Raw genomic sequence first — 25,391 nt, 5'->3', positions numbered from 1 at the left:
TCGAACTGTTTCGTTGGTCCGGCCCGCGACTTCCGCTGCCGGTCGTTGCCTTGCTCAGCCGCTTACGCCACGGCCGAGCTCCCACAGCTGGAGGTCGGAGATGGCGTTGACCGACCACTCCACTCCGGTGATCCCGTCGCGTGCGGCGACGTACTGCTTGCCCTGCCACAGGGGCAGGACGGGCACGTCCTCGGCGACGATGTCCTGTATCTCCGTGATCGCGGGGACGGCGACCGTACGGTCGACCGCCCGCCGGGATTCGGGGATGAGCCTGCTGCGTACCGCGTTGTTGGCGTACGGCGTGCCCAGGAAGTTGTCCTGCTCCAGGAACGGGGCGAGGAAGTTGTCGGCGTCCGGGTAGTCGGGGAACCAGCCGAGCCCGTAGGCGGCGTGGTCGCCCTTCTTCTGGGCGGGGCGGAAGTCCGCCCACTCGCTGCCCTGGACGGTGATGTCGAACAGACCGGTGGAGTTCAGCTGGGCCTTGAGGGCCTCGAACTCGGCGGCAGTGCCGTCGCCGTAGTGGTCGCTGGTGTAGTGCAGGGTCAGCTTGACCGGGGTCTTGATCCCGGCCTCCTTCAGCAGGGCGGCGGCCTTGGGCGTGTTGGCGTCGCCGTACTTGTTGTAGAAGGAGTTGACGTGGCCCGTCACGGTGGTGGGGACCAGCGAGTAGAGCGGCTGGGCGGACTTGCCGTAGACCTTGGAGATGAGCTGGCCGCGGTCGACGGCGGCGGCGAGCGCCTGGCGTACGGCCTTCTCCTTGACGACCGGGGCCTCGGTGTTGAAGCCGAGGTAGCGGATCTCCAGGCCGGGCATCGGGACCAGCTTGACGCCCTTGGGCGGCTGGGCGCTGAACTCGGTGATCTGGGCGGGCGACAGGGTGCGGGAGACCATGTGGATCTTCCCGTCGGTGAGTGCCTTGCCCATGGCCGGGGAGTCGGTGAAGGTGCGCAGCTCGACCTTGTCGTTCTGCAGCTTGAGGTCGCCCTTGTAGTGCGGGTTCTTGGTGAAGACGGCGCGGACCAGCCGGTTGCCCTTGACCTCGGCCTTCATCGTGTACGGGCCGGAGCCGTCCACGGCGAAGCCCTCGCGGAGCTTCTTGGCGTCGTAGTTCTTCTGACTGACGATGCCGGCGGCGGGGGTGGAGAGCTTGAACGGGAAGGTCGCGTCCGGGGTCTTCAGGTGGAAGACGACGGTGTCGGCGCCCTTGACCTCGACGTTGTCGAGGGTGGAGAGCAGCGAGGAGGGGCCGTTCTCGTCCTTGATGGCGAGGACGCGGTCGATGGAGAACTTGACGTCCTTGGCGGTGAGGGGCTCACCGTCGGCGAACTTCAGGCCGGGGCGCAGGGTGCAGCGGTAACTCTCGTTGCCGGCGTCGGTGAAGCGGCAGGCGGAGGCGGCTTCGGGGACGGGCTGGCCGCCGCCGCGCGGGGTGTGCATCAGCGTCTGGACGGTCTGGCGCAGGATGTTCCAGGCGCCGGCGTCGTAGGCGTAGGCCGGGTCGAAGGGGGCGGGAGCGAAGTCTGCGGCCTCGAACCGATCGGTGGTTCCGACGACGATCGCTCCGGATCCTGCTCCTCCGCCGCTCGCGCTGCCGCAGGCGGCCAGCGCGGGGGTGAGCAGTCCGGCCGCGGCCGTCAGCACCATGGTCTTGCGGTTCATGCTGGAAGTACTCCCTGTAACCGGCACTTGGTCAAAGCGGCGTAGAGGGCACTTCGCGGCGGTCGCCCGTTCGGGGCGGAACGATCGGGCCGGTGTTGTGACGATCGGTCCACGCGTTCCCGGCACAGGGGTGTGTGTCGGGACGGCTGAGGTGCGGCGTAGTGCCCGCGTCGACACTAGTGGTCCGGGACGGGATGGCTGGAACTGACCGGACTTGGGGCGTAATCGCACCGTGATCGGAGCGAACTGCCTGTTCACGCGCAGGGCTGCGCAGATTCGGTCAGGGGCTGATCAATGTGGACACATTGGAAGCCGTGGGAGCCCCGGGACAGACCCGTCGGGGGTGCGGAGCGTGACCAAGGTCACCCTGCGCAACGACCGCGGAGGGGATGGAATTTCAGCCTCCGGGGCCCAGGACGGAAGATCCTTCCGCCAGGGCGCAGTCAGGCGGCGTTCCGTTCGGCACGGAGCGTGCTCAGAGGGTTCCGGTGCGTGGCAATGCATACCGATGTGGACCAGTGCATGCCGATGTGTCCGCTTGGGTTGGGTGCAGGCCCGGCCGGAGGGCGGGTCGTCACTCTCAGTTCATCGGGGCGATGAGCGAGCGCAGGAACGCCAGGTCCACGTCCTCCAGCGAGCGGACGACCGTGCGCCCGGGCGCGGGTTCGATCACGCCGACCGAGGGGATGGCCACGACCCGGCAGCCGGCGGCCTCGGCGGCCGCCACCCCGGTGCGGGTGTCCTCGATGACCGCGCAGCGCGAGGGGTGCGCGCCCAGGGAGCGCGCGGCGAACAGGTACGGGTCGGGGTGCGGCTTGGTACGGGCCACCTCGTCGCCGGCGACGGTCATCGTGAAGCGGTCGCGGCCGAGGGTGAGCAGGACCTGGTCGATGACCCGGCGGTGGGAGGCGGAGACGAGCGCGGTGGGCACGTTGTGCCGGGCGAGCTCGGACAGCAGCCGCTCGGCGCCGGGCATCAGCGGCACCCGGTCGGCGATGCGGGCCTCGAAGCGCTCGTTGAGCAGGACGCTCAGCTCGGCGAGGCCGATGGCGGCGCCGGTCGCCTCGATCAGGAAGGTCGCGCTGCGGCTCATGGGGCCGCCGACGACCACGTCGCGCCAGGCCTCGTCGAGGCGGTGGCCCAGCTCCTGGAAGATCTCCGCCTCGATCTCCCACCAGAAGCCTTCGGTGTCGACGAGGGTGCCGTCCATGTCGAGCAGCACCGCCTGCAGGGCAGAACCGTCGGCCGTACGGGCGACGGGGGCGGGAACGGTGCTCGTCATGCGCATGCCTCTCAGAAGGGACGAGAAGGCCGGTCACCTCTTCCGCGGGGCATACCACCCCGGGGAACAGGCGACCGGCCTGTATGGGACCGACAAGTGTACGTCGGCGGAGCTCAGCGTGCGTTGAAATACTTCGCTTCGGGGTGGTGAATCACGATCGCGTCGGTGGACTGCTCCGGGTGGAGCTGGAACTCCTCCGACAGGTGGACCCCGATCCGCTCCGGCTCCAGGAGGTCGGCGATCTTCGCGCGGTCCTCCAGGTCGGGGCAGGCGCCGTAGCCGAGCGAGAAGCGGGCACCGCGGTACTTGAGGTCGAACATGTCCTCGACCTGCGCCGGGTCCTCGCCGCCGAATCCGAGCTCGGCGCGGACGCGGGCGTGCCAGTACTCGGCCATGGCCTCGGCGAGCTGGACCGAGAGGCCGTGCAGCTCCAGGTACTCGCGGTAGGAGTCCGACTCGAACAGCTTGGCCGTGGCCTCGCCGATCCTGGAGCCGACCGTGACCACCTGGAGGCCGACGACGTCGGTCTCGCCGGACTCCTCGGGACGGAAGAAGTCGGCGAGGCACAGGCGCCGGCCGCGGCGCTGGCGCGGGAAGGTGAAGCGGGTCCGCTCGTTGCCGGCCTCGTCGAGGATGATCAGGTCCTCGCCCTTGGAGACGCAGGGGAAGTACCCGTAGACGACCGCGGCTTCGAGCAGGTTCTCGGTGTGCAGCTTGTCCAGGAGGCCGCGCAGCCGCGGCCGGCCCTCGCTCTCGACGAGCTCCTCGTACGTGGCTCCGCCCGCGCGGGCCTGCTTGAGGCCCCACTGGCCCTTGAACAGGGCGCCCTCGTCGAGCCAGGAGGCGTAGTCCTTGAGCGGGATGCCCTTGACCACGCGGGTGCCCCAGAACGGCGGGGTGGGGACCGGGTTGTCGACCGAGACGTCGGAGCGGCCGCCCGGCTCGTCCGGCTCCTCCACCTGCAGGGCGGGAGTGTCGCGCTTGGCGACGCGGCGCTGCTTGAGCTCGGGCAGGGTCGCGCCGGGGACGCCGCGCTTGACGGCGATGAGGGCGTCCATGAGGCGCAGGCCCTCGAAGGCGTCGCGGGCGTAGCGGACCTCGCCCTCGTAGATCTCGTGGAGGTCCTGCTCGACGTAGGCGCGGGTGAGGGCGGCGCCGCCGAGGATCACCGGGTAGTCGGCGGCCAGCTTGCGCTGGTTCAGCTCCTCCAGGTTCTCCTTCATGATCACGGTCGACTTCACGAGCAGGCCGGACATGCCGATGACGTCGGCCTTGTGCTCCTGCGCGGCTTCGAGGATCGCGGAGACGGGCTGCTTGATGCCGATGTTGACGACGTTGTAGCCGTTGTTGGTGAGGATGATGTCGACGAGGTTCTTGCCGATGTCGTGGACGTCGCCGCGGACGGTGGCGAGCACGATCGTGCCCTTGCCCTCGTCGTCGGTCTTGTCCATGTGCGGTTCGAGGTAGGCGACGGCCGTCTTCATGACCTCGGCGGACTGCAGGACGAAGGGGAGCTGCATCTGGCCGGAGCCGAAGAGCTCGCCGACGACCTTCATGCCCTCCAGGAGGGTGTCGTTGACGATGTCGAGGGCGGGGCGGGTCTGGAGGGCCTCGTCGAGGTCGGTCTCCAGGCCGTTCTTCTCGCCGTCGATGATGCGGCGCTGCAGTCGCTCGTCCAGGGGCAGGGCGAGGAGTTCCTCGGCGCGGCCGGCCTTGAGCGACTTGGTGTTGACGCCCTCGAAGAGGGCCATCAGCTTCTGCAGCGGGTCGTAGTCGCCCTCGCGCCGGTCGTAGATCAGGTCGAGGGCGGTGGTGACCTGCTCCTCGTCGAAGCGGGCGATCGGCAGGATCTTGGAGGCGTGGACGATGGCGGAGTCCAGGCCGGCCTTGACGCACTCGTCGAGGAAGACCGAGTTCAGCAGGACGCGGGCGGCCGGGTTGAGGCCGAAGGAGATGTTGGACAGGCCGAGGGTGGTCTGGACGTCCGGGTGGAGCCGCTTGAGCTCGCGGATCGCCTCGATCGTGGCGATGCCGTCCTTGCGGGACTCCTCCTGGCCGGTGCAGATCGTGAAGGTCAGGGTGTCGATGAGGATGTCCGACTCGCGGATCCCCCAGTTGCCCGTCAGGTCGTCGATGAGCCGTTCGGCGATGGCGACCTTGTGCTCGACGGTGCGGGCCTGGCCCTCCTCGTCGATGGTCAGCGCGATCAGCGCGGCGCCGTGCTCCTGGGCCAGTCGGGTGACCTTGGCGAAGCGGGACTCGGGTCCGTCGCCGTCCTCGTAGTTCACGGAGTTGATGACCGCGCGGCCGCCGAGCTTCTCCAGGCCCGCCCGGATGACGGGGACCTCGGTGGAGTCCAGGACGATGGGCAGGGTGGAGGCGGTGGCGAAGCGGCCGGCGAGCTCCTCCATGTCGGCGACGCCGTCGCGGCCCACGTAGTCCACGCAGAGGTCGAGCATGTGCGCGCCCTCGCGGATCTGGTCGCGCGCCATCTCCACGCAGTCGTCCCAGCGGGCCTCCAGCATGGCCTCGCGGAACTTCTTGGAGCCGTTGGCGTTGGTGCGCTCACCGATCGCCATGTACGAGGTGTCCTGGCGGAAGGGCACGGTCTGGTAGAGCGAGGCGGCGCCGGGCTCGGGCTGGGGGGTGCGCTCGGTGATCGCCGTGCCGCGGACGCGCTCGACGACCTGGCGCAGGTGCTCGGGGGTGGTGCCGCAGCAGCCGCCGACCAGGGAGAGCCCGTACTCGCGGACGAAGGTCTCCTGGGCGTCGGCCAGCTCGGGGGCGCTGAGCGGGTAGTGCGCGCCCTGCTTGGTCAGGACGGGCAGGCCGGCGTTGGGCATGCAGGAGAGCGGGATGCGGGCGTTGCGCGCGAGGTAGCGCAGGTGCTCGCTCATCTCGGCGGGGCCGGTGGCGCAGTTCAGCCCGATCATGTCGATGCCGAGCGGCTCCAGCGCGGTCAGGGCGGCGCCGATCTCCGAGCCGAGGAGCATGGTGCCGGTGGTCTCGACGGTGACGGAGCAGATCAGCGGGACGGTGACGCCGAGGGCTTCCATGGCGCGGCGGGCGCCGATGATCGAGGACTTCGTCTGCAGGAGGTCCTGGGTGGTCTCGACGAGCAGCGCGTCGGCGCCGCCGGAGAGCAGGCCCTCGGCGTTGATCTGGTAGGCGTCGCGGATCTGGGCGTAGCTGATGTGGCCGAGCGTGGGGAGCTTGGTGCCGGGGCCCATGGAGCCGAGGACCCAGCGCTGCTGACCGGTGGAGGCGGTGAACTCGTCGGCGACCTCGCGGGCGATGCGCGCGCCGGCCTCCGACAGCTCGAAATTGCGTTCGGCGATGTCGTACTCGGCGAGCGCCGCGTAGTTCGTGCCGAAGGTGTTGGTCTCGACGCAGTCCACGCCCACCGAGAAGTACGCCTCGTGGACGGAGCGCACGATGTCGGGGCGGGTGATGTTGAGGACCTCGTTGCAGCCTTCGAGCTGCTGGAAGTCCTCCATGGTGGGGTCCTGCGCCTGGAGCATCGTTCCCATGGCTCCGTCGGCGACGACCACGCGGGTCGCAAGCGCCTCCCGGAGGGCATCGGCCCGGGTCTGGGTGTCAGCGGGCAAGGTGGGCAACGAAGCCATGGTTGTGCTCCCTGGGATGCGACGGCTGTCGGCTTTGCACCCCCTCTGTGTCAAGGGTGCACGCGGCCAGGGTAACCGCGAGGCACCCGCCCCGGTGTGGGTGTCCCACGTGGCGGACTGCATTCTGTGGCGGGGACTTCCCGGGGTGTGTCCCGGCGGCGGGTACGGCGAACAGTTGTCCGACGGTGCGCTAGGTCGGCATCGACCGATACTGTTCAGCATTGTCGAACCGCGTCAAGATGGTCAGTAATACCGAAGGTCTGCAGGAGGCTGCGCGATGGCACGGAACATCCAGTCGCTCGAACGAGCCGCTGCGATGCTGCGACTTCTGGCGGGCGGCGAGCGCCGGCTGGGACTCTCGGACGTGGCGTCCTCGCTGGGCCTGGCCAAGGGCACGGCCCACGGCATCCTGCGCACCTTGCAGGCCGAGGGCTTCGTGGAGCAGGACCCGGCCTCCGGCCGGTACCAGCTGGGGGCGGAGCTGCTGCGCCTGGGCAACAGCTACCTCGACGTGCACGAGTTGCGCGCCCGCGCCCTGGTGTGGACGGACGACCTGGCCCGGGCGAGCGGCGAGAGCGTGTACGTGGGCGTGCTGCACCAGAGCGGGGTGCTGATCATGCACCACGTGTTCCGGCCCGACGACAGCCGTCAGGTGCTGGAGGTCGGGGCCATGCAGCCGCTGCACTCGACCGCGCTGGGCAAGGTGCTGTCGGCGTACGACCCCGTGGCGCACACCCAGGCACACGAGGTCGAGCGCGAGGCCTTCACCCCCCGCACGGTCACGGACGGCACCGGCTTCGAGGCGATCCTGGGCCTGACCCGGGCGCGCGGCTGGGCCTCCGACGTCGAGGAGACCTGGGAGGGCATCGCCTCGGTGGCGGCGCCGATCCACGACCGGCGCCGGATGCCGGTCGGCGCGGTGGCGGTCGCGGGCGCCGTGGAACGGGTCTGCGGCGAGGCCGGAGAACCCCGTGCGGCCCTGGTGGCGTCGGTGCGGGACTGTGCGCGCGCGGTTTCACGCGATCTCGGCGCGGGCCGGTTCTGAGCTTCCTTTAACAGGTCCAGGCCACACCCTGGCCTCTCTATGCCCATTTTTCGCCATAACCCGACCATGGGATGGCTGGATTTGGCTGATCACACCTACTGGTAACGATCCGACACTTTGGCCTGGCCGACTCTTGACGCGTTCTTCACTTGGGCGGAAAACTGCCGTTCATCGGTCGGCATTGTCGAACACCTACCGGCAATACGCGCTAGGATGCGACAAGCCACGGACCGGTGCAGCACTCACCGAGTGCGCGGAACCACCGGAGGGACCCGGTGTCCGCCCACCCCTGGACGTACAAAGGAGTCGCGGGTGTCCAGCTCCGACATCTTCATCGGCGAGACCATCGGTACCGCCCTGCTCACACTGCTCGGCGGTGGCGTCTGCGCCGCAGTGACACTCAAGAGCTCCAAGGCCCGCAACGCGGGCTGGCTCGCCATCACGTTCGGCTGGGGTTTCGCCGTACTGATCGCCGCCTACGTCTCCGCGCCGCTCTCCGGTGCGCACCTGAACCCGGCGGTCACCGTCGGTCTCGCCGTCAAGACCGGCGAGTGGGGTGACACCCCGGTCTACTTCGCCGGCCAGCTGCTGGGCGCGATGCTCGGAGCGGTCCTGATGTGGATCACCTACTACGGACAGTTCCGCGTCCACCTGGCCGACCCGGAGCACATCCGCGACGCCAAGCTCGGTCCCGAGGACCCGCACCCGCACGATGTGGCCGGTCCGGTGCTCGGCATCTTCTCCACCGGCCCCGAGATCCGTAACGTCGTGCAGAACCTGGCGACCGAGATCATCGGTACCGCCGTCCTGATCCTGGCGATCCTGACCCAGGGCCTCCAGGACGGCGGCAAGGGCCTCGGTGTCATCGGCGTCCTGATCACCTCGTTCGTGGTCGTCGGCATCGGTCTCTCGCTCGGCGGCCCGACCGGCTACGCCATCAACCCGGTGCGCGACCTCGGTCCGCGTATCGTTCACGCCCTGCTGCCGCTGCCCAACAAGGGCGGCTCCGACTGGGGTTACTCCTGGATCCCGGTGGTCGGCCCGCTCGTCGGTGCCGCGCTCGCCGGTGGTCTCTACAACATCGCGTTCGCCTGATCAGCAGTACCGGCAAGATCGTAAGATCCGCACCGCCCTTCTGATTCCGCCTACTCACCCGACCTGCCAGGAGCAGCCAACATGACCACCAGCACCGGTCCCTTCATCGCCGCGATCGACCAGGGCACCACCTCCTCCCGCTGTATCGTCTTCGACCGCGACGGCCGCATCGTCGCCGTCGACCAGAAGGAGCACGAGCAGATCTTCCCGAAGCCGGGCCAGGTCGAGCACGACGCCACCGAGATCTGGACCAACGTCCAGGAGGTCGTGGCCGGCGCGATCGCCAAGGCGGAGATCACCGCCGCGGACGTCAAGGCCGTCGGCATCACCAACCAGCGCGAGACCACGGTCCTGTGGGACCGCCACACCGGCGAGCCGGTGCACAACGCGCTGGTCTGGCAGGACACCCGCACCGACGCCCTGTGCAAGGAGCTCGGCCGCAACGTCGGCCAGGACCGCTTCCGCCGCGAGACCGGCCTGCCGCTGGCGAGCTACTTCGCCGGCCCGAAGGTCCGCTGGCTGCTCGACAACGTCGAGGGCCTGCGGGAGCGCGCCGAGGCCGGCGACATCCTCTTCGGCACCATGGACTCGTGGATCATCTGGAACCTCACGGGTGGCCCGCAGGGCGGTGTGCACGTCACGGACGTCACCAACGCCTCGCGCACCATGCTGATGAACCTGCACACCCTGGCCTGGGACGACAAGATCGCCGAGTCCATGGGCGTCCCGCTCAACGTCCTTCCGGAGATCAAGTCCTCCGCCGAGGTCTACGGCCACGTCAAGGAAGGCGTCCTCGCCGGTGTCCCGGTCGCCTCGGCGCTCGGTGACCAGCAGGCCGCCCTCTTCGGCCAGACCTGTTTCGCCGAGGGCGAGGCCAAGTCCACGTACGGCACCGGAACGTTCATGCTGATGAACACCGGCGACAAGATCATCAACTCCTACAGCGGCCTGCTGACCACGGTCGGCTACCAGATCGGCGACCAGAAGCCGGTCTACGCGCTGGAGGGCTCCATCGCCGTCACCGGCTCGCTCGTCCAGTGGATGCGCGACCAGATGGGCCTGATCAAGTCCGCGGCCGAGATCGAGACCCTGGCCTCCTCGGTCGAGGACAACGGCGGCGTCTACTTCGTGCCGGCCTTCTCCGGCCTCTTCGCCCCGTACTGGCGCTCCGACGCCCGTGGCGTGGTCGCCGGCCTCACCCGGTACGTCACCAAGGCGCACATCGCCCGTGCCGTCCTGGAGGCCACCGCCTGGCAGACCCGCGAGATCACCGACGCCATGACCAAGGACTCGGGCGTCGAGCTCGCGGCCCTCAAGGTCGACGGCGGCATGACCTCCAACAACCTGCTGATGCAGACGCTCTCGGACTTCCTGGACGCCCCCGTGGTGCGCCCGATGGTCGCCGAGACCACCTGCCTCGGCGCCGCCTACGCCGCCGGCCTGGCCGTCGGCTTCTGGCCCGACACCGACGCCCTGCGCGCCAACTGGCGCCGCGCGGCGGAGTGGACCCCGCGGATGCCCGCCGACCAGCGGGACCGCGAGTACAAGAGCTGGCTCAAGGCCGTGGAGCGTTCCATGGGCTGGGTCGACGACGAAGACGCCAGCTGACCGCACTCAGCTGAGTCAATCGACGAGGAGCTAAGAGAGATATGAGCAGCCTGCAGAGCGTTCCCGCACTGGGCACGCACCCGACCGCCGGTGCCAACGTCAGCCGCGCCCAGACCCGTGAGCAGCTGTCGAAGGCCACGTACGACCTGCTGGTCATCGGCGGTGGAATCCTGGGCACCTCCGTGGCGTGGCACGCCGCGCAGTCGGGCCTGCGGGTTGCCATGGTGGACGCCGGCGACTTCGCCGGCGCCACCTCCTCGGCCTCCTCCAAGCTCGTCCACGGCGGTCTGCGCTACCTGCAGACCGGCGCGGTCAAGCTGGTCGCCGAGAACCACCACGAGCGCCGGGTGCTGGCCAAGGACGTGGCCCCGCACCTGGTCAACCCGCTCACCTTCTACCTGCCGGTCTACAAGGGCGGTCCGGTGGGTGCGGCCAAGCTGGGCGCGGGCGTCTTCGCCTACTCCGCCCTCTCGGCCTTCGGCGACGGCATGGGCAAGGTCATATCCCCGGCCCGTGCCGTCGCCGACAACCCGGGTCTGAAGACGGACAACCTCAAGGCCGTCGCGGTCTATTACGACCACCAGATGAACGACTCCCGCGTCGCCGTCATGACGGTCCGCGCGGCCGTCGAGTCGGGCGCGGTCGTCCTCAACCACGCCGAGGTCACCGGACTGCGCAAGACGCGCGGCCGGGTCACCGGCGCCGAGCTCAAGGACCGTCTCGACGGCACCGAGTTCGGGGTCGACGCGCGCGTCGTGCTCAACGCCACCGGCCCGTGGGTGGACCACCTGCGGCGCATGGAAGACAAGCACTCCATGCCGTCGATCCGCCTCTCCAAGGGCGCGCACATCGTCATGAAGCGCAAGTCGCCGTGGAAGGCCGCCATGGCCACCCCGATCGACAAGTACCGCATCACCTTCGCCCTCCCGTGGGAGGACCAGCTGCTCCTCGGCACCACCGACGAGGTGTACGAGGGCGACCCGGCGGACGTGCGCGCCACCGAGTCCGACATCGCGCAGATCCTGGACGAGGCGGCCTTCTCGGTGAAGGACGCGGACCTGGACCGCTCGCTGATGACGTACGCCTTCGCGGGCCTGCGGGTGCTGCCCGGCGGCCCCGGCGGCGTCGAGAAGGCCAAGCGCGAGACGGTCGTCTCCGAGGGCGCCGGCGGCATGCTGTCGGTGGCCGGCGGCAAGTGGACGACGTACCGCCACATCGGCCGTGTGGTCATGGACAAGCTGGCGAAGCTCCCGGGCAGCCCGCTGACCGAGGACATGGAGCCGGTGAAGTCGCTGGTGCGCCGGATCGCGCTGCCCGGTGTCGCCAACCCGAACGCGGTCGCGCACCGGCTGCTCGTGGACCGGGAGCCGGGGACGCGGATGGACCCGCTGACGGCCCGCCACCTGGCCTCCCACTACGGCTCGCTGGCCTTCGACATCGCGCGCATCGCGAACGAGGACCCGGCGCTGGCCGAGCGGATCCACCCGGACGGTCCGGAGATCTGGGCGCAGGTCGCCTACGCCCGTGACAACGAGTGGGCCGAGACGGTCGACGACGTGCTGCGCCGCCGTACGACGGTGACGATCCGCGGCCTGGACGACGAGTCCGTACGTGCCCGGGTCGAGGAGATGCTGGGCCGTAAGGCATAGCTCCTACGCAGGTGGGGAAGAGGGGCGGTTCCGAGGGGAACCGCCCCTCTGTCGTGGGCTGTGGCCAGTGCCTCATCAAGGCTTAGGCTGACCCACGTACGCAAGGGAACTTCGGAAGGAGACCTGGGTGATCGAGCTTGAGGGCGTGCCCGAGCTGATCGACCCGGTCATGGTGGCCGCGTTCGAGGGCTGGAACGACGCGGGTGACGCGGCCTCCGGTGCGGTCGCACACCTGGACCGGGAGTGGAAGGGCGAGGTCTTCGCGGCACTCGACGCCGAGGATTACTACGACTTCCAGGTCAACCGGCCGACGGTGTGGCTGGACAACGGGGTACGGAAGATCACGTGGCCGACGACACGGCTGTCGGTGGTCCGGATCGGCGGTGCCAAGCCGCGGGACCTGGTGCTGGTGCGGGGCATCGAACCGTCCATGCGGTGGCGGTCGTTCTGCAACGAGATCCTCGGGTTCGCGCACGAGCTGGGCGTGGAGATGGTGGTCATCCTGGGCGCGCTGCTCGGGGACACCCCGCACACGCGGCCGGTGCCGGTGAGCGGGGTGACCTCGGACGCGGACCTGGCGCGGACGATGGACCTGGAGGAGACCAAGTACGAGGGCCCGACGGGCATCGTGGGCATCCTGCAGGAGGCCTGTACGCACGCGGGTGTCCCGGCGGTGTCCCTGTGGGCGGCGGTGCCGCACTACGTCTCCCAGCCGCCGAACCCGAAGGCGACGCTGGCCCTGCTGAACCGGCTGGAGGATCTGATCGACATCCGGATCCCGCTGGGCGAGCTGCCCGAGGACGCGCGGGCGTGGCAGCTGGGCGTGGACCAACTGGCCGCCGAGGACAGCGAGGTGGCGGAGTACGTCCAGACGCTGGAGGAGGCGCGGGACACGGCCGATCTGCCGGAGGCCTCGGGCGACGCGATCGCCCGGGAGTTCGAGCGGTACCTGCGGCGGCGTGACCCGGCGGGTAGCCCGGAGACGGCCACCGACACGGGTTCCTACTTCCGCGACCTGTCCGGCGGCACGCGCCCCCAGGCGAAGCCGAAGCCGGAGGGCGCGGCGGAGCCGGAGGACACCGCGGAGCCGCAGGACGGGCAGCAGCAGACGGGCACCGGCGCGCCGGAAGGTCCCGTAGCTCCGGACGACAAGGCGGGGGACGAGCCGGACGGCACGTCGAAGGGCAAGCCGGACGGCACGTCGGAAGGCACGTCGGACGGCGTCGGGGACACCTCGGAGGACTAGTCCCACCAGGCTGTCCGTGTGTCAGTACCCCCTGCTTGGATACGGGTTGCCGTTCCGAGAGAGGGAAGCATGACTCGTACCACCCCGCCCCGCCCGCTCGACGTGGCTTCGGTCTTCCCGGAGCTCGCAGGGACGTCCAGGACCGCCACCCGGCTGCACCCGCGGCCCGGCGCGCCCACCGTGCACGAGAGCTCGGTGGGCGGGCCCCTGCTGTGGCCGGCCGGCGAACCCTGGGCGTCGTGCTCGCAGGAGCACGACGCTCCCTTCGAGCTGAACACGCCCGAGGAGGTCCGCACGCTCCGGCGGATCCTCGCCCGCGACGTCTGGACGGACGAGGACCACGCCGAGGTCTCGCGGATCCACGCCGGCCATGATCCGTCGCTGCTGCCCGAGGGGCCGCACCCGCTGATACCGGTGGCGCAGCTGTACGCCCGGGACGTCCCCGGCCTGCCGTTCCCCGAGGGCACGGACCTGCTCCAGGTGCTGTGGTGCCCGTTCATCGACATCGAGGACCAGAGTGGCTCGGAGGCCGTCCAGCTGCGGTGGCGGCGGGCCGCCGATGTGGCGGAGGTCCTGGTTTCCCCGCCGGAGCCGGCGTACGTGGGTACGTCCGAGCTGGTGCCCCTCCCGTGCGTGCTCCATCCGGAGCAGGTCCTCGAGTACCCGGCCGAGCACGATCTGGAGCCCGAACTGGCCGGGCGGATCCACCGCTGGGACGAGGACGGGGCCACGGGCTACCGGGGAGCCCTGTCCGTCGCACCCGGGTGGAAGGCCGGCGGCTGGGCCGCCCCCTTCACCTTCCGTGATTCCGGCGGCCCGGCGGAGCTGCGCTGCGCGCGGTGTTCGGCCGTCGGCGAACCGTTGCTCACCCTCGGCCACACCGAGTGGAACGGCGAAACCGAGAGCTGGCGGCCGGTCGAGGAGGCGCAGGGCGCGTCCGCGACCCCGACGGAGGTCACCGTGGGCCGCGGCTACACCTTGCAGTTCTACGCGTGCCCCGCCGATCCCCGGCACCCGCCGGTCACCGTCATGCAGTGAGGGCCTGAAACGGCAGGACGCGCCCCCGGCACGGGGCCGGGGGCGCGCCTTCTTCGGTTGCCTAGAGCGCCACGCCCAGCAGCGCGTCCACCGTGCGGGAGACCAGGCCCGGGGCCGACTCGTCGTCGCCGTCGGTGGCGTTCTGGAGCTCCGCCCAGCGGTCCACGGCCGCCAGCGCCGCAGGGGCGTCCAGGTCGTTCGCCAGGGCCTCGCGGACCTCTTCGAGCACCGCGTCGGCCGGGATGCCGTCCGGCCTGGACACGGCCGCGCGCCAGCGCTCCAGCCGGGCCACGGCCTCGGCGAGGACCTCGTCGGTCCACTCCCAGTCGGCCCGGTAGTGGTGCGACAGCAGCGCGAGGCGGATCGCCGCCGGGTCCACCCCGGAGCGCCGCAGCGCCGACACGAAGACGAGGTTGCCCTTCGACTTCGACATCTTCTCGCCGTGCAGCGCCACCATGCCCGCGTGCACGTACGCCTTGGCCATCGGGAACTCGCCCGTCAGCGCCTGTGCGTGCGACGCGCCCATCTCGTGGTGCGGGAACGCCAGGTCGGAGCCGCCGCCCTGGATGTCGAAGCCCATGCCCAGGTGGTCGAGGGCGATCGCCACGCACTCGATGTGCCAGCCCGGCCGGCCGCGGCCCAGCGAGCCGCCGTCCCAGCTCGGCTCGCCCGGACGCGCGGCCATCCACAGCATCGGGTCCAGCGGGTTCTTCTTGCCGGGCCGGTCGGGGTCGCCGCCCCGCTCCGCCGAGAGCAGCCGCATCGCTTCGGCGTCGAGGTGGGAGACCCCGCCGAAGTGCGGGTCGGCCTCGACCGAGAAGTAGGTGTCGCCGTCCAGCTCGTACGCCGCGCCCGCGTCCCGCAGCCGCTCGACCAGCGGCACGATTCCGGGTATGGCCTCGACGGCTCCGATGTAGTGCTGCGGGGGCAGCATCCGCAGGGCCGTCATGTCCTCGCGGAAGAGCGCGGTCTCGCGCTCCGCCAGCTCGGTCCAGTCCTGGTTGTCACGCAGCGCCCGCTCCAGGAGCGGGTCGTCCACGTCCGTGACGTTCTGGACGTAGTGGACCTGCCGCTTGGTGTCGAGCCACACGCGTTGTACGAGGTCGAACGCGTTGTAGGTCGCCGCGTGACCGATGTGGGTCGCGTCGTACGGAGTGATGCCGCAGACGTAGATACGGGCGACGGGACCGGGGGCGAGGGTGATCGTCCCCTGGGTCGCGGTGTCGTGGATCTGGAGGTCGCGGCCCTTGCCAGGAAGGGCGGGGACCTCAGAAGCGGGCCAGGCATGCATGCGTCGAGCCTAACCGGACTGATGTTCCGGAAACGAACTGGACCTGCACTGTTGTCTTGATCGGCACTCTTGCGGTCTGGCCGGTTCTGTGCGTATGGCCGATGGCCGATTCAGACCGGTGGCCAGGGGATCGCCGGCCACTGCCCGGACGGCTGGGGATGGGTTCCGGTGCGCAGCAGGTGCTCCACCCGGTCCCGTACGGCGGCCAGCTCGACCGGCGTGATCAGTTCGGCCAGCCGGGTGGCGAGCGGGGCGCCCTCGGCCAGCCCTTCGGCCAGGGCGGCCAGCACCTCGCGCGCCTCGTCGGTCAGCGGCTCGCCCGCCCAGCCCCACAGGAGGGTGCGCAGCTTGTCCTCTGCGTGGAAGGTCACACCGTGGTCGATGCCGTAGAGCCGTCCGTCGGGCGCGGGCAGCAGGTGGCCGCCCTTGCGGTCGCCGTTGTTGATCACGGCGTCGAGGACGGCGAGCCGGCGCAGCCGGGGGTCGTCGGCGTGCACGAGCAGCGCGGTGCGGCCTTCGCCGACCTCGGCGAGGGCGACGGCCTTCCAGCCCTCCCCCGCCTCCTCGGCGTCGACGAGCCCGAGGAGCGCGCCCAGCGGGGCGTCCTCGTCCGGCTGCTCCGCGTCGATCCACCGCTGGACCATGCCCTCGCCGTACGGTCCGTCGCGCAGCACGGTGGCGGGGACCAGGCCCCATCCGGTGGCCTCGGAGATCAGGTAGGCGGCGACCTCCCGGCGGGCGAGGTTCCCGTCGGGGAAGTCCCACAGCGGCCGCTCGCCCTTGACCGGCTTGTACACGCAGTCGGCGCTCACGCCCCCGTACGTGACGCTGCACAGCAGGACCGCGTTCGACGCCTCGCGGATCCGGCCTATGACGGTGAGCTCGCCCTTGGCGAGCAGTTCCTCCATCTTCTCCCCCGTGTCCGTCACGCCTGGCGCCGGTAGCCGTTCTGGCGCGGGCACACGTGCCCCTCCGGGTCCAGCGGGAGGCTGCACAGCGGGCACGGCGGGCGGCCGGCGTTGACGACGTCCAGGGCCCGCTTGGCGAAGGCCCGGGCCTGGGCGCCGCTGAGGCGGACGCGCAGCATCGGCGGGCCGTTCTCCTCGTCCTGGAGCAGCCGCTCCTCGGCCTCGGCGAGGTCCTCGTCGGAGTCGGCGTCGAGTTCGACCAGTGCCTGGGCCTCGACGATCATGCGCTGTTCCTCGCCGTCCCAGGCCAGAGCCATGGTGCCGACGCGGAACTCCTCGTCGACCGGGACGTCCAGCGGCGCGGTGTCGGCGGCCTCGGCGGGGGCGACGGCCGGGACCGGGGCGTTGCCCCCGGTCCGCCGTACGACCTCGTCCAGCAGCTCGTCCATCCGCTCGGCCAGTGCTGCGACCTGGGTCTTCTCCAGGGAGACGCTGGTGACGCGGGGGCCGGCGGAGGCCTGCAGGAAGAACGTACGGCGTCCCGGCAGACCGACCGTGCCGGCCACGAAGCGGTCCGGGGGGTCGTAGAGGAACACCTGACGGGGCACGTCCAGTCTCCAAGTCTCGGCGGCAGGGGGCAGGTCTGCGCCCTTGTTGTTGGCCCGTCCACCCTACTGCGCCGGGCGATCAAGCCGCGCCCGCACCGCCTCCCACGACGGCGTTCCCGGCGTCTTCGGTGTCTTTGTCCGATGCGACGGTCTCCGGTGCGGCGGGGCGCCGGACGAGCGAGCCGAAGTCCCCGGTGTCGCCGAGCCGGAACACGAAGGGCCGGGTGGGGGTGTACCGGATGGCGGTCACCGAGCAGGGGTCGACGTGGATGCGCTGGAAGAGGTCCAGGTGCATGCCCAGGGCGTCCGCGACAAGGGACTTGATGATGTCGCCGTGCGAGCACATCAGGAAGACGGCGTCGCTGCCGTGCTCCTGCTCGATCCGCGCGTCCCAGTCGCGTACGGCCTCCACGGCGCGTGCCTGCATGGCGCGCATGGACTCGCCGCCGGGGAAGGCGGCGGCCGACGGGTGCTGCTGGACGATCTTCATCAGCGGTTCGTCGGAGAGCTCGGACAGTTTGCGGCCGGACCATTCGCCGTAGTGGCACTCGCCGATCCGCTCGTCGGTGTGCACTTCCAGCTCCGGCCGGGCGGCCAGCAGGGGTGCGAGGGTCTCCCGGCAGCGCTGCAGCGGGCTGGTGACGGCGGCGGCCAGCGGCACGCCCGCCAGCCGGCCGGGCAGCGCGGCGGCCTGCTCCGCGCCGCGCTCGTCGAGGGCCACTCCGGGGGTCCATCCGGCGAGCAGCCCAGCGGTGTTGGCGGTGGACCGCCCGTGTCGTACGAGGATCAGCGTGGCCATGGGGCCAGCGTATGCGCTGCCGCGGGTGTGCGGGCGGGCCGTGGGCAGGGAAGAATGCCCCGCGTGATTGTGGACTGCGCGATTTACCGGGACGGCCGCCGTACCGAGGGACCGGACGATTTCTCGGACGCCCTCGACGAGGCCCGGGCGACCGGTGACGCCTTCCTGTGGATCGGCATGCACGAGCCGACGGCGAAGGAATTCGACCACGTCAGCCAGGAGTTCGGCCTGCACGCGCTGGCGGTGGAGGACGCGCTGACCGCGCACCAGCGCCCGAAGCTGGAGGTGTACGACGATTCGCTGTTCGTCGTCCTCAAGCCGGTGCAGTACGACGAGGACTCGGACACGGTGACCGCGGGCGAGCTGATGGTCTTCATAGGGGATTCGTTCGTCGTCACGGTCCGGCACGGCGAGGGGGCCCCGCTGGCCGCCGTGCGCCACCGGCTGGAGCAGGAGCCGGACGTGCTGCGGCACGGCCCGACGGCGGTGCTGTACGCGGTGTCCGACGCGGTGGTCGACCACTACATCGAGGTGGCGGCCGAGCTCCAGGCGGACCTGGAGGAGCTGGAGGCCGAGGTCTTCGCCCCGAACGCCTCGGACACCAAGAACACCGCCGCCCGGATCTACGGGTTCAAGCGGCAGGTGCTGGAGTTCCGGCGGGCGACGAGCCCGCTGCTCCAGCCGATGGACCGGCTGGCCTTCGGGGAGGTCCCCTTCGTCCACGAGCACGCGCAGCCGTTCTTCCGCGATGTCGCCGACCACCTGACCAAGGCGAACGAGTACATCGAGGGGCTGGACCGGCTGCTGTCGGACGCGCTCTCCGCGCATCTCGCGCAGATGGGCCTGCGGCAGAACGACGACATGCGCAAGATCTCGGCCTGGGCGGCGATGGCGGCCGTCCCCACGATGGTGGCGGGGATCTACGGGATGAACTTCGACCACATGCCGGAGCTGCGGCACGTCTGGGGCTATCCGGCGGTACTGGTGGTCATGGCAGGGGCGTGCCTGGGCCTGCACCGGATGTTCAAGCGCCGGGGCTGGCTCTGAGTTCCCTCTCGCGCGGGGCGTAGGCGAACCCGCCCGCGGCGGCCGGTGCGCCGCCGAGGGCGTCCAGGCGTTCCGGCAGCCGCAGGTTCACCATCCGGTGCCAGCCGCTGAACCGCTCGTACGCGTACATCGCGCGGATGCCGGCGGCCAGCGCGGCCGCCTTCGGGGCGGGCCAGTGCAGCAGCCGTCCCATGTGGCTCATGACGGCGAGGCTCACGTCGCGGTAGACGGAGATCTCGGCGAGCGCGCTCTCGCGTAGCACCCGCTGGATGGTCCGGCCGTGGCCGGACCGGGCGAGGCGCAGCAGTTCCTCGTGGCAGTAGGCGAGGTGGTTGTCCTCGTCGTGGCTGATCATGTGGATCGCCTTGCCCACCTCGGGGTGGTCGCCGAAGTACCTGACCAGCATGTCCATCTGGTCGGCGGCGCGCTGTTCGGTGACGCGGCTGTGCGCGAGGTAGACGACGATGTCCTCGTCGGTCAGGGCCACCTCGCGGCGCAGTTTCTCGTGCGCGAGGCCGATGCCGCGGCGCTCCAGCAGCATCGTGTAGTCGGTCTCGGGGGGTACCGGGACGGCGGGCAGGCCGCGCTTGCGGAGCAGGGCGTGGAAGATCCGGCCGTGCTTGTCCTCGTCGGCACCGTGTCGGGTGATCTTGGGCGCGAGGTGGCGCATGCCGTCCGGCACCAGGGCCGCGATACGGGCGTTCTCCCAGCCGCCCTGGGTCTCCCCGCTGGCGGCGATGGAGCAGAACAGCTGGAAGGAGTCGTCGTTGTCGACGATCTCCTGGAACAGGCTGCGGGCAGAGAGCATGGAACGAGTCAAACGCCGGTGGGCGGGGCGGGCAACCGATAGGTCGCACTACTCGTCCGAATGAACGAAATCGGGGGTTGGGCCGCCACGCGTAACCCGGCGGGTGTCCGCGGCGTTGTTCGCTGTGTCGGCCGTGGCGGGGAAGACCCCCCGAGCCCCCACCACGGCCGCAGAAGCGTTCACCGGGGCCGGCCTCCGTCCGCCGGCCCCGGATCTGCCGGTCAGGCGATCAGGCGAGACCCGCCAGCTCCATCGCCTCGGTGCCGGCGCGCAGAGCGGCGATCCGCTCGTCCAGGGTGAATCCGGCCGGGGCGAGCGTGAGGGTGGTGACCCCGGCCTCCGCGTAGGCCCGCATCCCGTCGGCGATCCGGGCGACCGGGCCGAGCAGGGTGGTCGAGTCGATCAGCTTGTGCGGGACGGCCGCGGCCGCGCCGGTCTTGTCGCCCGCCAGGTACTTGTCCTGGATCTCGGCGGCTTCCTTCTCGTAGCCCATGCGCTGGGCCAGCTGGTTGTAGAAGTTCTGCTTCCGGCTGCCCATGCCGCCCACGTACAGGGCGGTGTACGGGCGGAACATGTCCGCGAGCGCGTTCACGTCCTCGCCGAGGGCCAGCGGCACGGTCGGGCAGACGTCGAATCCCTCCATGGTCAGCCCGGCCTTCTCGCGGCCCGCCCGGATGTGGGTGAGGGCGGTGGCCTCCAGGTGCTCGGCGGCCGGGAAGATCAGCAGGGCGCCGTCGGCGATCTCGCCGGTCTGCTCCAGGTTCTTCGGCCCGATGGCGGCGATGTAGAGCGGGATGTGCTCGCGCTCGGGGTGCACGGTCAGCTTGAGCGGCTTGCCCGGGCCGTCCGGCAGCGGCAGGGTCCAGTGCTCGCCCTCGTAGGAGAGCCGCTCGCGGGTCATGGCCTTGCGGACGATCTCCACGTACTCGCGGGTGCGGGCCAGCGGCTTGTCGAACTTGACGCCGTACCAGCCCTCGGAGACCTGCGGTCCGGAGACGCCGAGGCCGAGCCGGAAGCGGCCCTTGGTCAGCGAGTCGAGGGTGGCCGCGGTCATGGCGGTCATGGCGGGCTGGCGGGCCGGGATCTGGAGGATCGCCGAACCCACGTCGATGCGCTGGGTCTGGGCGGCGACCCAGGCGAGCACGGTCGGGGCGTCGGAGCCGTAGGCCTCGGCGGCCCAGCAGACGTCGTAACCCAGGCGGTCGGCCTCCTGGGCGACGGCGAGGTTGTCGGCGTCCATGCCCGCGCCCCAGTAACCAAGATTGATGCCGAGCCGCATGTGTCGTCCCCTTACCGGTTTACCGATCAGTAACGTTGGTGTGCGGGGACTGTAGCGCGCCAAGGTCCTCCGCGTCAGCGCCCCAGTAGTCTCAGCGCTCATGGAGCAGAGGCATCTCGGCCGCACCGGACTGCGCGTCTCCCGGATCGGCCTCGGCACCCTCACCTGGGGCCGCGACACCGGCGAGGAAGCCGCCGCCGAGCAGGTGAAGACGTTCTGGGAGGCGGGGGGCACGCTCGTCGACACCGCCGACGTGTACGGCGGCGGTGAGGCGGAGTACCTCCTCGGGCGGCTGGTGGGCGGGCTCGTCCCGCGCCGGGACCTGGTGATCGCGACCAAGGCGGGCAGCGTGCCGGACCCCGACCGCAGATTCGACGGCTCGCGCGGGCACCTGCTCGCCGCCCTCGACGCCTCTCTGGACCGGCTGGGTACCGACTACGTCGACCTGTGGCAGGTGCACGCCTTCGACCCCGCGACCCCGCTGGAGGAGACCCTGCAGGCGCTGGACCTGGCGGTGAGCAGCGGCCGGGCCCGGTACGCGGGGCTGGCGGGCTTCTGCGGCTGGCAGCTGGCGAAGGCGGCGACCTGGCAGCTCGCGGTCCCCGGGGTGCGTACCCGGATCGCCTCGACGCAGATGGAGTACTCCCTGCTCCAGCGGGGCGTGGAGCGGGAGGTGCTGCCGGCCGCGCTGGACCTCGGGATCGGCCTGCTGCCCTCCTCGCCGCTGGGCCGCGGGGTGCTGACGGGCAAGTACCGGGACGGCACCCCGGCCGACTCCCGGGGCGCCTCGGAGTCGCTGGCCGCCCTGGTGGACCCGTACCTCGACGAGGCGGCGGGGCGGATCGTGGACGCGGTGGTGACGGCGGCCCAGGGTCTGGCCGTCACCCCGCTCCAGGTGGCCCTGGCGTGGATCCGGGACCGGCCGGGGGTGGTGGCGCCGATCGTCGGTGCGCGGACGTCCGCGCAGCTCGGGGCGGCACTGTCGGTGGAGGCCCTTAGTCTTCCCGAGGAGATCTGCCGGGCGCTGGACGATGTTTCGGCTCCGGTGCACCGCTACCCCGATCAGGACTGGAGCACGCTGTGAGTACGGACCGCCAGGCCGAGCCCGCCGCCGCCGAGGAACCGGCCGCCGAGGCCTCGCCGGCCGACGCGGACCAGAACCGACCCGCCGAGGCACGGGCCGCGGAACCCGAGGCGGAGCCGGACGGGTCCGGGACCGCCGAACCGGCCGGGGCCGAGGACGGGCCCGTCGCCGTGCACGGCGAAGCCGGTGACGGGGGTCCGGGGGCGGAGCCCCCGGTTTCCGGAAGGGGCGGGGCGGGGGAAAGCCCCGCAGGGCCCGAGGCCGAGGCAGGCCTGGAGACCGCCCCTGCGGCAGCCGACGACCCCGCCGGGTCCGGGGCTGGAGCCGAGGCCGGCGCGGACGCCGGGGCCCAGGCGACGCCCGCGCTCTCCGAGGCCCAGGCCGAGCTGGCCGCCCAGAAGATCGAGCGGGAGCGGATCGCCCGGCGCAAGGCCGAGCGGGAGGCGCCCGTCGAGGCCGGGGCAAAGCTCAGCGGGCAGGCCGCCGACCTGCTGGCCGCCGTACGGGCCGTGGAGAGCGGTGCGAAGCCCTCCGCCGTGTACTTCGACGAGGCCCCGGCCGCACCCCGCAGGCCGGCGGCCGCTCCCGCCGCGCCGCGCCCGGCCGCTCCGGCGCCGGTGACAGCGACCGCACCCTCCGCCGACACCGTCGAGGGCGTACGGGCCGTACTGGCCCGCGGTGGCGCCCCCGAGGCCCTGGCCGCCCCCGCCGCGGCGGCCCTGGGCGAGGACGCCGCCGGGCAGCTCACCGAGAACCCCTGGCGGCTGCTGTCGCTCCCCGCCGTGCGTCCGGCCCAGGCCGACGGCTTCGCCCGGGCCCTGCTGGGCGACGAGGCGGGTCCCGGTGACGAGCGCCGCACCACCGTCCTGGTGGGCTGGCTGCTGGCCCAGGCCGGGCTGAAGGGGCACACCGCCCTGGAGGCCCCGGTGCTGGAGAAGGCCCTGGCCCAGTACGGCGTACCGGATCCGGCCGAGGCGCTGGAACAGGCCATCGGCGAAGGCTCGGTGCTGGTCTTCCACGAACCCCTGGGGCCGCCGGCCGGCAAGAACTCCCAGGACTCCCAGGACGCCGAGGACGCCGAGGACACGGAGCGGCCCGTACGGGTGCTCGTGGGCCTGGAGGGTGCCGCCATGGCCGAGGAGAGCCTGGCCGACGGCCTGGCCCGGCTGGCTGCCGGCACCTTCGACGACGCGGCGGAGTGGGAGCGGGCCGCCGGGTCCGCGCCGAGCCCCTCCGCCGCCGAGCTGATCCGCGCGGTCGCGGGCCACGGCCTGGTCACCCACACCGGCGGCGAGGCCGCCCGCGCGGAACCGGTCGCCCTGGCCGCCGCGGCCCGGGAGCTGGGCCTGCGGGTCTGCGTGGCCGCGCACGCCCCCGGCGGCGGCCCGGACCCGGTGACCGTGGCGGGGCTGCTGTCCGGCGCCGAGGGGCCCGGGCGGGACGCGGACGGGCAGTTCGCACTGGACCTGCTGGTGGTGCTGGACGCGCCGCAGCTGGACGTGGAGACCGCGGCCGCGCTGGTGGAGTCCGTCCCGGACGGGGCCCGGCTGGTGCTCTCCGGGGACCCCGGCGTGCTCGGGTCCGCCGGGGCCGGGCGGGTGTTCGCCGATGTGCTGGCGGCCCGTACCTGCCCGCAGCTGGTCTCCCGCACCCCCGACCCGGGCCCCCTCGGCGAGCTCGTCTCCGGGGTGGGCATCGGGGAGCTGAACCAGGTCGACGCCCCCGGCAAGGAGGTCGTCATCGTCCCGGTGAAGGACGCCGGGGAAGCGGTGCACCGGGCCGTTCAGCTGGTGGCGGAATCGGTGCCGCGGGCCTTCGGGATCCCGGCGGACAGCGTGCAGGTGATCACCCCGGGCCACGGCGGCTCGGCGGGCACCCGGGCGCTGAACGCCGCCCTGAAGGAGCGCCTGAACCCCGGTCCGGGCCGCTTCGGCGGTTTCGACCCCGGCGACCGGGTGGTCCACGTGCCGTCCGCCGGGCGGGCGCTGGCGGCCCGGGTGGTGTCGGCCGACGCCGAGGGCCTGCATCTGGACCGGGCGGGCGTGCGGATCGTCGTACCGAAGGAGCTCGTCGAGTCCCAGGTGCGGCACGGCTGGGCGGTGACGGCGCACCAGGCCGTGGGCACGCGCTGGCCGGCGGTGGTCGTCGTACTGCCGGGTGACGCGGCGCAGGCGCTGTCGCGGGACTGGGTCTACACGGCGTTCGGGCGGGGCGAGCGGCACCTGTCCGTGGTGCACGGGGTCGACCAGGCGCTGCCGCACGCGGTGGCCGAGGTGCCGGCGAAGCCGCGTACGACGCGCCTGACGGGCCTGCTGACGGCCCTCGCGACGGCGGGCGCGCAGCCGGAGTGAAACGGCCGTGGCCCCCGCCCGGAAGGGCGGGGGCCACGGGGCCGGCACGTGCGGGGCCGTGATCAGGCCGGGGTCAGGCCGGGGTAAGCCCCGGCTCCGCGGCCTCGTCCTCGTCGAACTCGTCGGCCTCCTCGTCGAAGACGGAGCTGACGTCGAACCGGTGCAGCACGTCCTGGGGATCGATGTGCCCGAAGGGCGAGCCCAGCCACTCCCCCGGTTCCGCCACCTCCTCCGAGGCCGCGATCCACAGCGTGGAGTCACCCTCCTCCAGCCCGAAGTCCTTGTAGCGGGAGGCGATCTCGTCGGGCTCGTACTCCCCGAAGAGGACGCCCAGCGCGTCGGCGCTGCCGCCGTCGCCCACGAAATCGGCGTCCCGGTCGTGCGCGGCGACCCGCTCGGCCTGGGCGATCAGCCGGGCCGGTTCGACGACGGCGTAGTCGCGGCGGATGAGCACGCTGAAGGCGGCGGGCTCGGCGGGCCCGGTGTACGGGACGCCGTCCTCGGGCGTGGGGATCTCGAAGGGGGTGACCTCGTCGTAGCGGTCGTAGAGGAGTTCGTCGTACACCTCGGCCGCGGCGGCGAGTTCGTTGAACGCGGCGTAGACGTCCGGGTCCTCGTCCCCGATCCTGCGCTCGACCGCGGCGAGGTGACGGTCGAGCGCGGCCTTGACCGCCTCGGCGGCGGCGCGTACCTCGGCAACAGTGGGCAGATCGGCATCAGACATAGAGCAGACGCTATCCGTAGCAGGGCTCTGCCCGCACAATAGATGCGATGCCGGAATACGAATTTGTCGACGTGTACGTGCCCCGCGGCGTTCCTCGCAAGGAGGCGACCCGCCTGTTGACCGATCATGCCGAGTACGGGAACTGGGAACTCGACCGGCTGAGCCTGTACCGGGACGGCAGCCGCCGTGTGCGACTGCGCCGCCGGATCATCCGTCAGGTCCGCGCGACCTGGTGACGCGGGCC

General features: G+C 71.4%; 20 protein-coding genes. 10 read left to right on the top strand and 10 right to left on the bottom strand.

Translation table 11 applies throughout. The features are described 5' to 3' along the window. Positions 1–54: 54 nt before the first annotated feature. From ACFY0D_RS33200 to metH, 3 genes are all read right to left on the bottom strand, one after another. A complete protein-coding gene (locus ACFY0D_RS33200) occupies positions 55–1,659 on the bottom strand; it encodes an ABC transporter substrate-binding protein (RefSeq protein ID WP_390801647.1) in 1,605 nt (534 codons plus the stop codon). A 580-nt stretch (positions 1,660–2,239) separates the two neighbouring features. Beyond that, on the bottom strand, positions 2,240–2,941 hold the full coding sequence (locus ACFY0D_RS33195) for an HAD family hydrolase (RefSeq protein ID WP_390801646.1): 702 nt from the start codon (positions 2,939–2,941) through the stop codon (positions 2,240–2,242). A 113-nt stretch (positions 2,942–3,054) separates the two neighbouring features. Beyond that, positions 3,055–6,567 (bottom strand): methionine synthase, encoded by a 3,513-nt coding sequence (metH, locus tag ACFY0D_RS33190; RefSeq protein WP_390801645.1) that lies wholly within the window; start codon positions 6,565–6,567, stop codon positions 3,055–3,057. A gap of 277 nt (positions 6,568–6,844) precedes the next feature. On the opposite strand from metH, the gene ACFY0D_RS33185 reads away from it, so the two are divergent. The 6 genes from ACFY0D_RS33185 (at position 6,845) to ACFY0D_RS33160 (ending at position 14,248) form a co-directional block, all read left to right on the top strand. Then, a complete protein-coding gene (locus ACFY0D_RS33185; protein ID WP_390801644.1) occupies positions 6,845–7,612 on the top strand; it encodes an IclR family transcriptional regulator in 768 nt (255 codons plus the stop codon). A gap of 312 nt (positions 7,613–7,924) precedes the next feature. Continuing rightward, a complete protein-coding gene (locus ACFY0D_RS33180) occupies positions 7,925–8,707 on the top strand; it encodes an MIP/aquaporin family protein (protein ID WP_327734682.1) in 783 nt (260 codons plus the stop codon). An 81-nt stretch (positions 8,708–8,788) separates the two neighbouring features. After that, positions 8,789–10,315, top strand: a complete 1,527-nt coding sequence (glpK, locus tag ACFY0D_RS33175; protein ID WP_390801643.1) for a glycerol kinase GlpK — start codon at positions 8,789–8,791, stop codon at positions 10,313–10,315. Positions 10,316–10,356: 41 nt separating this feature from the next. Continuing rightward, entirely contained in the window at positions 10,357–11,964 is a 1,608-nt protein-coding gene (locus ACFY0D_RS33170; protein ID WP_301372185.1) for a glycerol-3-phosphate dehydrogenase/oxidase, read from the top strand. A 127-nt stretch (positions 11,965–12,091) separates the two neighbouring features. Then, positions 12,092–13,210 carry a PAC2 family protein gene (locus ACFY0D_RS33165; protein ID WP_390801642.1) on the top strand — a complete coding sequence of 373 codons (1,119 nt, stop codon included), beginning with the start codon at positions 12,092–12,094 and terminating at the stop codon, positions 13,208–13,210. 69 nt (positions 13,211–13,279) lie between these two features. Continuing rightward, positions 13,280–14,248 (top strand): hypothetical protein, encoded by a 969-nt coding sequence (locus ACFY0D_RS33160; RefSeq protein ID WP_390801641.1) that lies wholly within the window; start codon positions 13,280–13,282, stop codon positions 14,246–14,248. Positions 14,249–14,309: 61 nt separating this feature from the next. On the opposite strand, the gene mshC is transcribed toward ACFY0D_RS33160, so the two are convergent. From mshC to ACFY0D_RS33140, 4 genes are all read right to left on the bottom strand, one after another. Beyond that, positions 14,310–15,539: a cysteine--1-D-myo-inosityl 2-amino-2-deoxy-alpha-D-glucopyranoside ligase gene (gene mshC, locus ACFY0D_RS33155; RefSeq protein WP_390801640.1), complete on the bottom strand. Its 1,230-nt coding sequence runs from the start codon at positions 15,537–15,539 to the stop codon at positions 14,310–14,312. A 110-nt stretch (positions 15,540–15,649) separates the two neighbouring features. Beyond that, positions 15,650–16,501 carry an SCO1664 family protein gene (locus ACFY0D_RS33150; protein ID WP_390801639.1) on the bottom strand — a complete coding sequence of 284 codons (852 nt, stop codon included), beginning with the start codon at positions 16,499–16,501 and terminating at the stop codon, positions 15,650–15,652. After that, entirely contained in the window at positions 16,465–17,055 is a 591-nt protein-coding gene (locus tag ACFY0D_RS33145) for a DUF3090 domain-containing protein (protein ID WP_390801638.1), read from the bottom strand. The genes ACFY0D_RS33150 and ACFY0D_RS33145 overlap by 37 nt, the downstream gene beginning before the upstream one ends. 79 nt (positions 17,056–17,134) lie before the next feature. Continuing rightward, the gene (locus tag ACFY0D_RS33140) at positions 17,135–17,854 is read right to left on the bottom strand and encodes a histidine phosphatase family protein (protein WP_390801637.1); all 720 of its coding nucleotides are present in this window, start codon (positions 17,852–17,854) and stop codon (positions 17,135–17,137) included. Positions 17,855–17,908: 54 nt separating this feature from the next. Here ACFY0D_RS33140 and corA point away from each other — a divergent pair, with 54 nt between their 5' ends. After that, positions 17,909–18,901, top strand: a complete 993-nt coding sequence (gene corA, locus ACFY0D_RS33135; protein ID WP_390801636.1) for a magnesium/cobalt transporter CorA — start codon at positions 17,909–17,911, stop codon at positions 18,899–18,901. Here corA and ACFY0D_RS33130 read toward each other — a convergent pair. Together ACFY0D_RS33130 and ACFY0D_RS33125 are read right to left on the bottom strand one after the other, a co-directional pair. Continuing rightward, the gene (locus ACFY0D_RS33130; RefSeq protein WP_390801635.1) at positions 18,879–19,709 is read right to left on the bottom strand and encodes a ferritin-like domain-containing protein; all 831 of its coding nucleotides are present in this window, start codon (positions 19,707–19,709) and stop codon (positions 18,879–18,881) included. The two genes, corA and ACFY0D_RS33130, sit on opposite strands and share 23 nt — an antisense overlap. 229 nt (positions 19,710–19,938) lie before the next feature. Next, positions 19,939–20,988: an LLM class F420-dependent oxidoreductase gene (locus tag ACFY0D_RS33125; RefSeq protein WP_390801634.1), complete on the bottom strand. Its 1,050-nt coding sequence runs from the start codon at positions 20,986–20,988 to the stop codon at positions 19,939–19,941. A gap of 100 nt (positions 20,989–21,088) precedes the next feature. Here ACFY0D_RS33125 and ACFY0D_RS33120 point away from each other — a divergent pair, with 100 nt between their 5' ends. Both ACFY0D_RS33120 and ACFY0D_RS33115 read left to right on the top strand, forming a co-directional pair. Beyond that, the gene (locus tag ACFY0D_RS33120) at positions 21,089–22,072 is read left to right on the top strand and encodes an aldo/keto reductase (RefSeq protein WP_390801633.1); all 984 of its coding nucleotides are present in this window, start codon (positions 21,089–21,091) and stop codon (positions 22,070–22,072) included. After that, complete coding sequence (locus ACFY0D_RS33115) at positions 22,069–24,423, top strand: ATP-binding domain-containing protein (RefSeq protein ID WP_390801632.1); 2,355 nt, start codon at positions 22,069–22,071, stop codon at positions 24,421–24,423. Before ACFY0D_RS33120 ends, ACFY0D_RS33115 begins: the two co-directional genes overlap by 4 nt. A 73-nt stretch (positions 24,424–24,496) precedes the next feature. Here ACFY0D_RS33115 and ACFY0D_RS33110 read toward each other — a convergent pair whose 3' ends face one another. Next, on the bottom strand, positions 24,497–25,147 hold the full coding sequence (locus ACFY0D_RS33110; RefSeq protein ID WP_301372174.1) for a hypothetical protein: 651 nt from the start codon (positions 25,145–25,147) through the stop codon (positions 24,497–24,499). Positions 25,148–25,194: 47 nt separating this feature from the next. Between ACFY0D_RS33110 and ACFY0D_RS33105 the strand changes: the two genes are divergently transcribed. Further along, positions 25,195–25,383, top strand: a complete 189-nt coding sequence (locus tag ACFY0D_RS33105; protein WP_030009118.1) for a DUF5703 family protein — start codon at positions 25,195–25,197, stop codon at positions 25,381–25,383. Positions 25,384–25,391: the final 8 nt, after the last annotated feature.

This window comes from Streptomyces sp. NPDC001502 (assembly GCF_042894785.1).
GTDB classification, from domain to species: domain Bacteria; phylum Actinomycetota; class Actinomycetes; order Streptomycetales; family Streptomycetaceae; genus Streptomyces; species Streptomyces kutzneri.
Note: the sequence above shows the minus strand (reverse complement) of the source record. Positions and strands in the feature narration are given on the sequence as shown.

What these genes read in the sequence shown, in the direction of transcription:
- ACFY0D_RS33200 (WP_390801647.1), bottom strand. Translation starts at nt 1,659, where the DNA reads ATGAACCGCAAGACCATGGTGCTGACGGCCGCGGCCGGACTGCTCACC.
- ACFY0D_RS33195 (WP_390801646.1), bottom strand. Translation starts at nt 2,941, where the DNA reads ATGACGAGCACCGTTCCCGCCCCCGTCGCCCGTACGGCCGACGGTTCT.
- metH (WP_390801645.1), bottom strand. Translation starts at nt 6,567, where the DNA reads ATGGCTTCGTTGCCCACCTTGCCCGCTGACACCCAGACCCGGGCCGAT.
- ACFY0D_RS33185 (WP_390801644.1), top strand. Translation starts at nt 6,845, where the DNA reads ATGGCACGGAACATCCAGTCGCTCGAACGAGCCGCTGCGATGCTGCGA.
- glpK (WP_390801643.1), top strand. Translation starts at nt 8,789, where the DNA reads ATGACCACCAGCACCGGTCCCTTCATCGCCGCGATCGACCAGGGCACC.
- ACFY0D_RS33170 (WP_301372185.1), top strand. Translation starts at nt 10,357, where the DNA reads ATGAGCAGCCTGCAGAGCGTTCCCGCACTGGGCACGCACCCGACCGCC.
- ACFY0D_RS33160 (WP_390801641.1), top strand. Translation starts at nt 13,280, where the DNA reads ATGACTCGTACCACCCCGCCCCGCCCGCTCGACGTGGCTTCGGTCTTC.
- mshC (WP_390801640.1), bottom strand. Translation starts at nt 15,539, where the DNA reads ATGCATGCCTGGCCCGCTTCTGAGGTCCCCGCCCTTCCTGGCAAGGGC.
- ACFY0D_RS33140 (WP_390801637.1), bottom strand. Translation starts at nt 17,854, where the DNA reads ATGGCCACGCTGATCCTCGTACGACACGGGCGGTCCACCGCCAACACC.
- corA (WP_390801636.1), top strand. Translation starts at nt 17,909, where the DNA reads ATGCCCCGCGTGATTGTGGACTGCGCGATTTACCGGGACGGCCGCCGT.
- ACFY0D_RS33130 (WP_390801635.1), bottom strand. Translation starts at nt 19,709, where the DNA reads ATGCTCTCTGCCCGCAGCCTGTTCCAGGAGATCGTCGACAACGACGAC.
- ACFY0D_RS33125 (WP_390801634.1), bottom strand. Translation starts at nt 20,988, where the DNA reads ATGCGGCTCGGCATCAATCTTGGTTACTGGGGCGCGGGCATGGACGCC.
- ACFY0D_RS33120 (WP_390801633.1), top strand. Translation starts at nt 21,089, where the DNA reads ATGGAGCAGAGGCATCTCGGCCGCACCGGACTGCGCGTCTCCCGGATC.
- ACFY0D_RS33110 (WP_301372174.1), bottom strand. Translation starts at nt 25,147, where the DNA reads ATGTCTGATGCCGATCTGCCCACTGTTGCCGAGGTACGCGCCGCCGCC.
- ACFY0D_RS33105 (WP_030009118.1), top strand. Translation starts at nt 25,195, where the DNA reads ATGCCGGAATACGAATTTGTCGACGTGTACGTGCCCCGCGGCGTTCCT.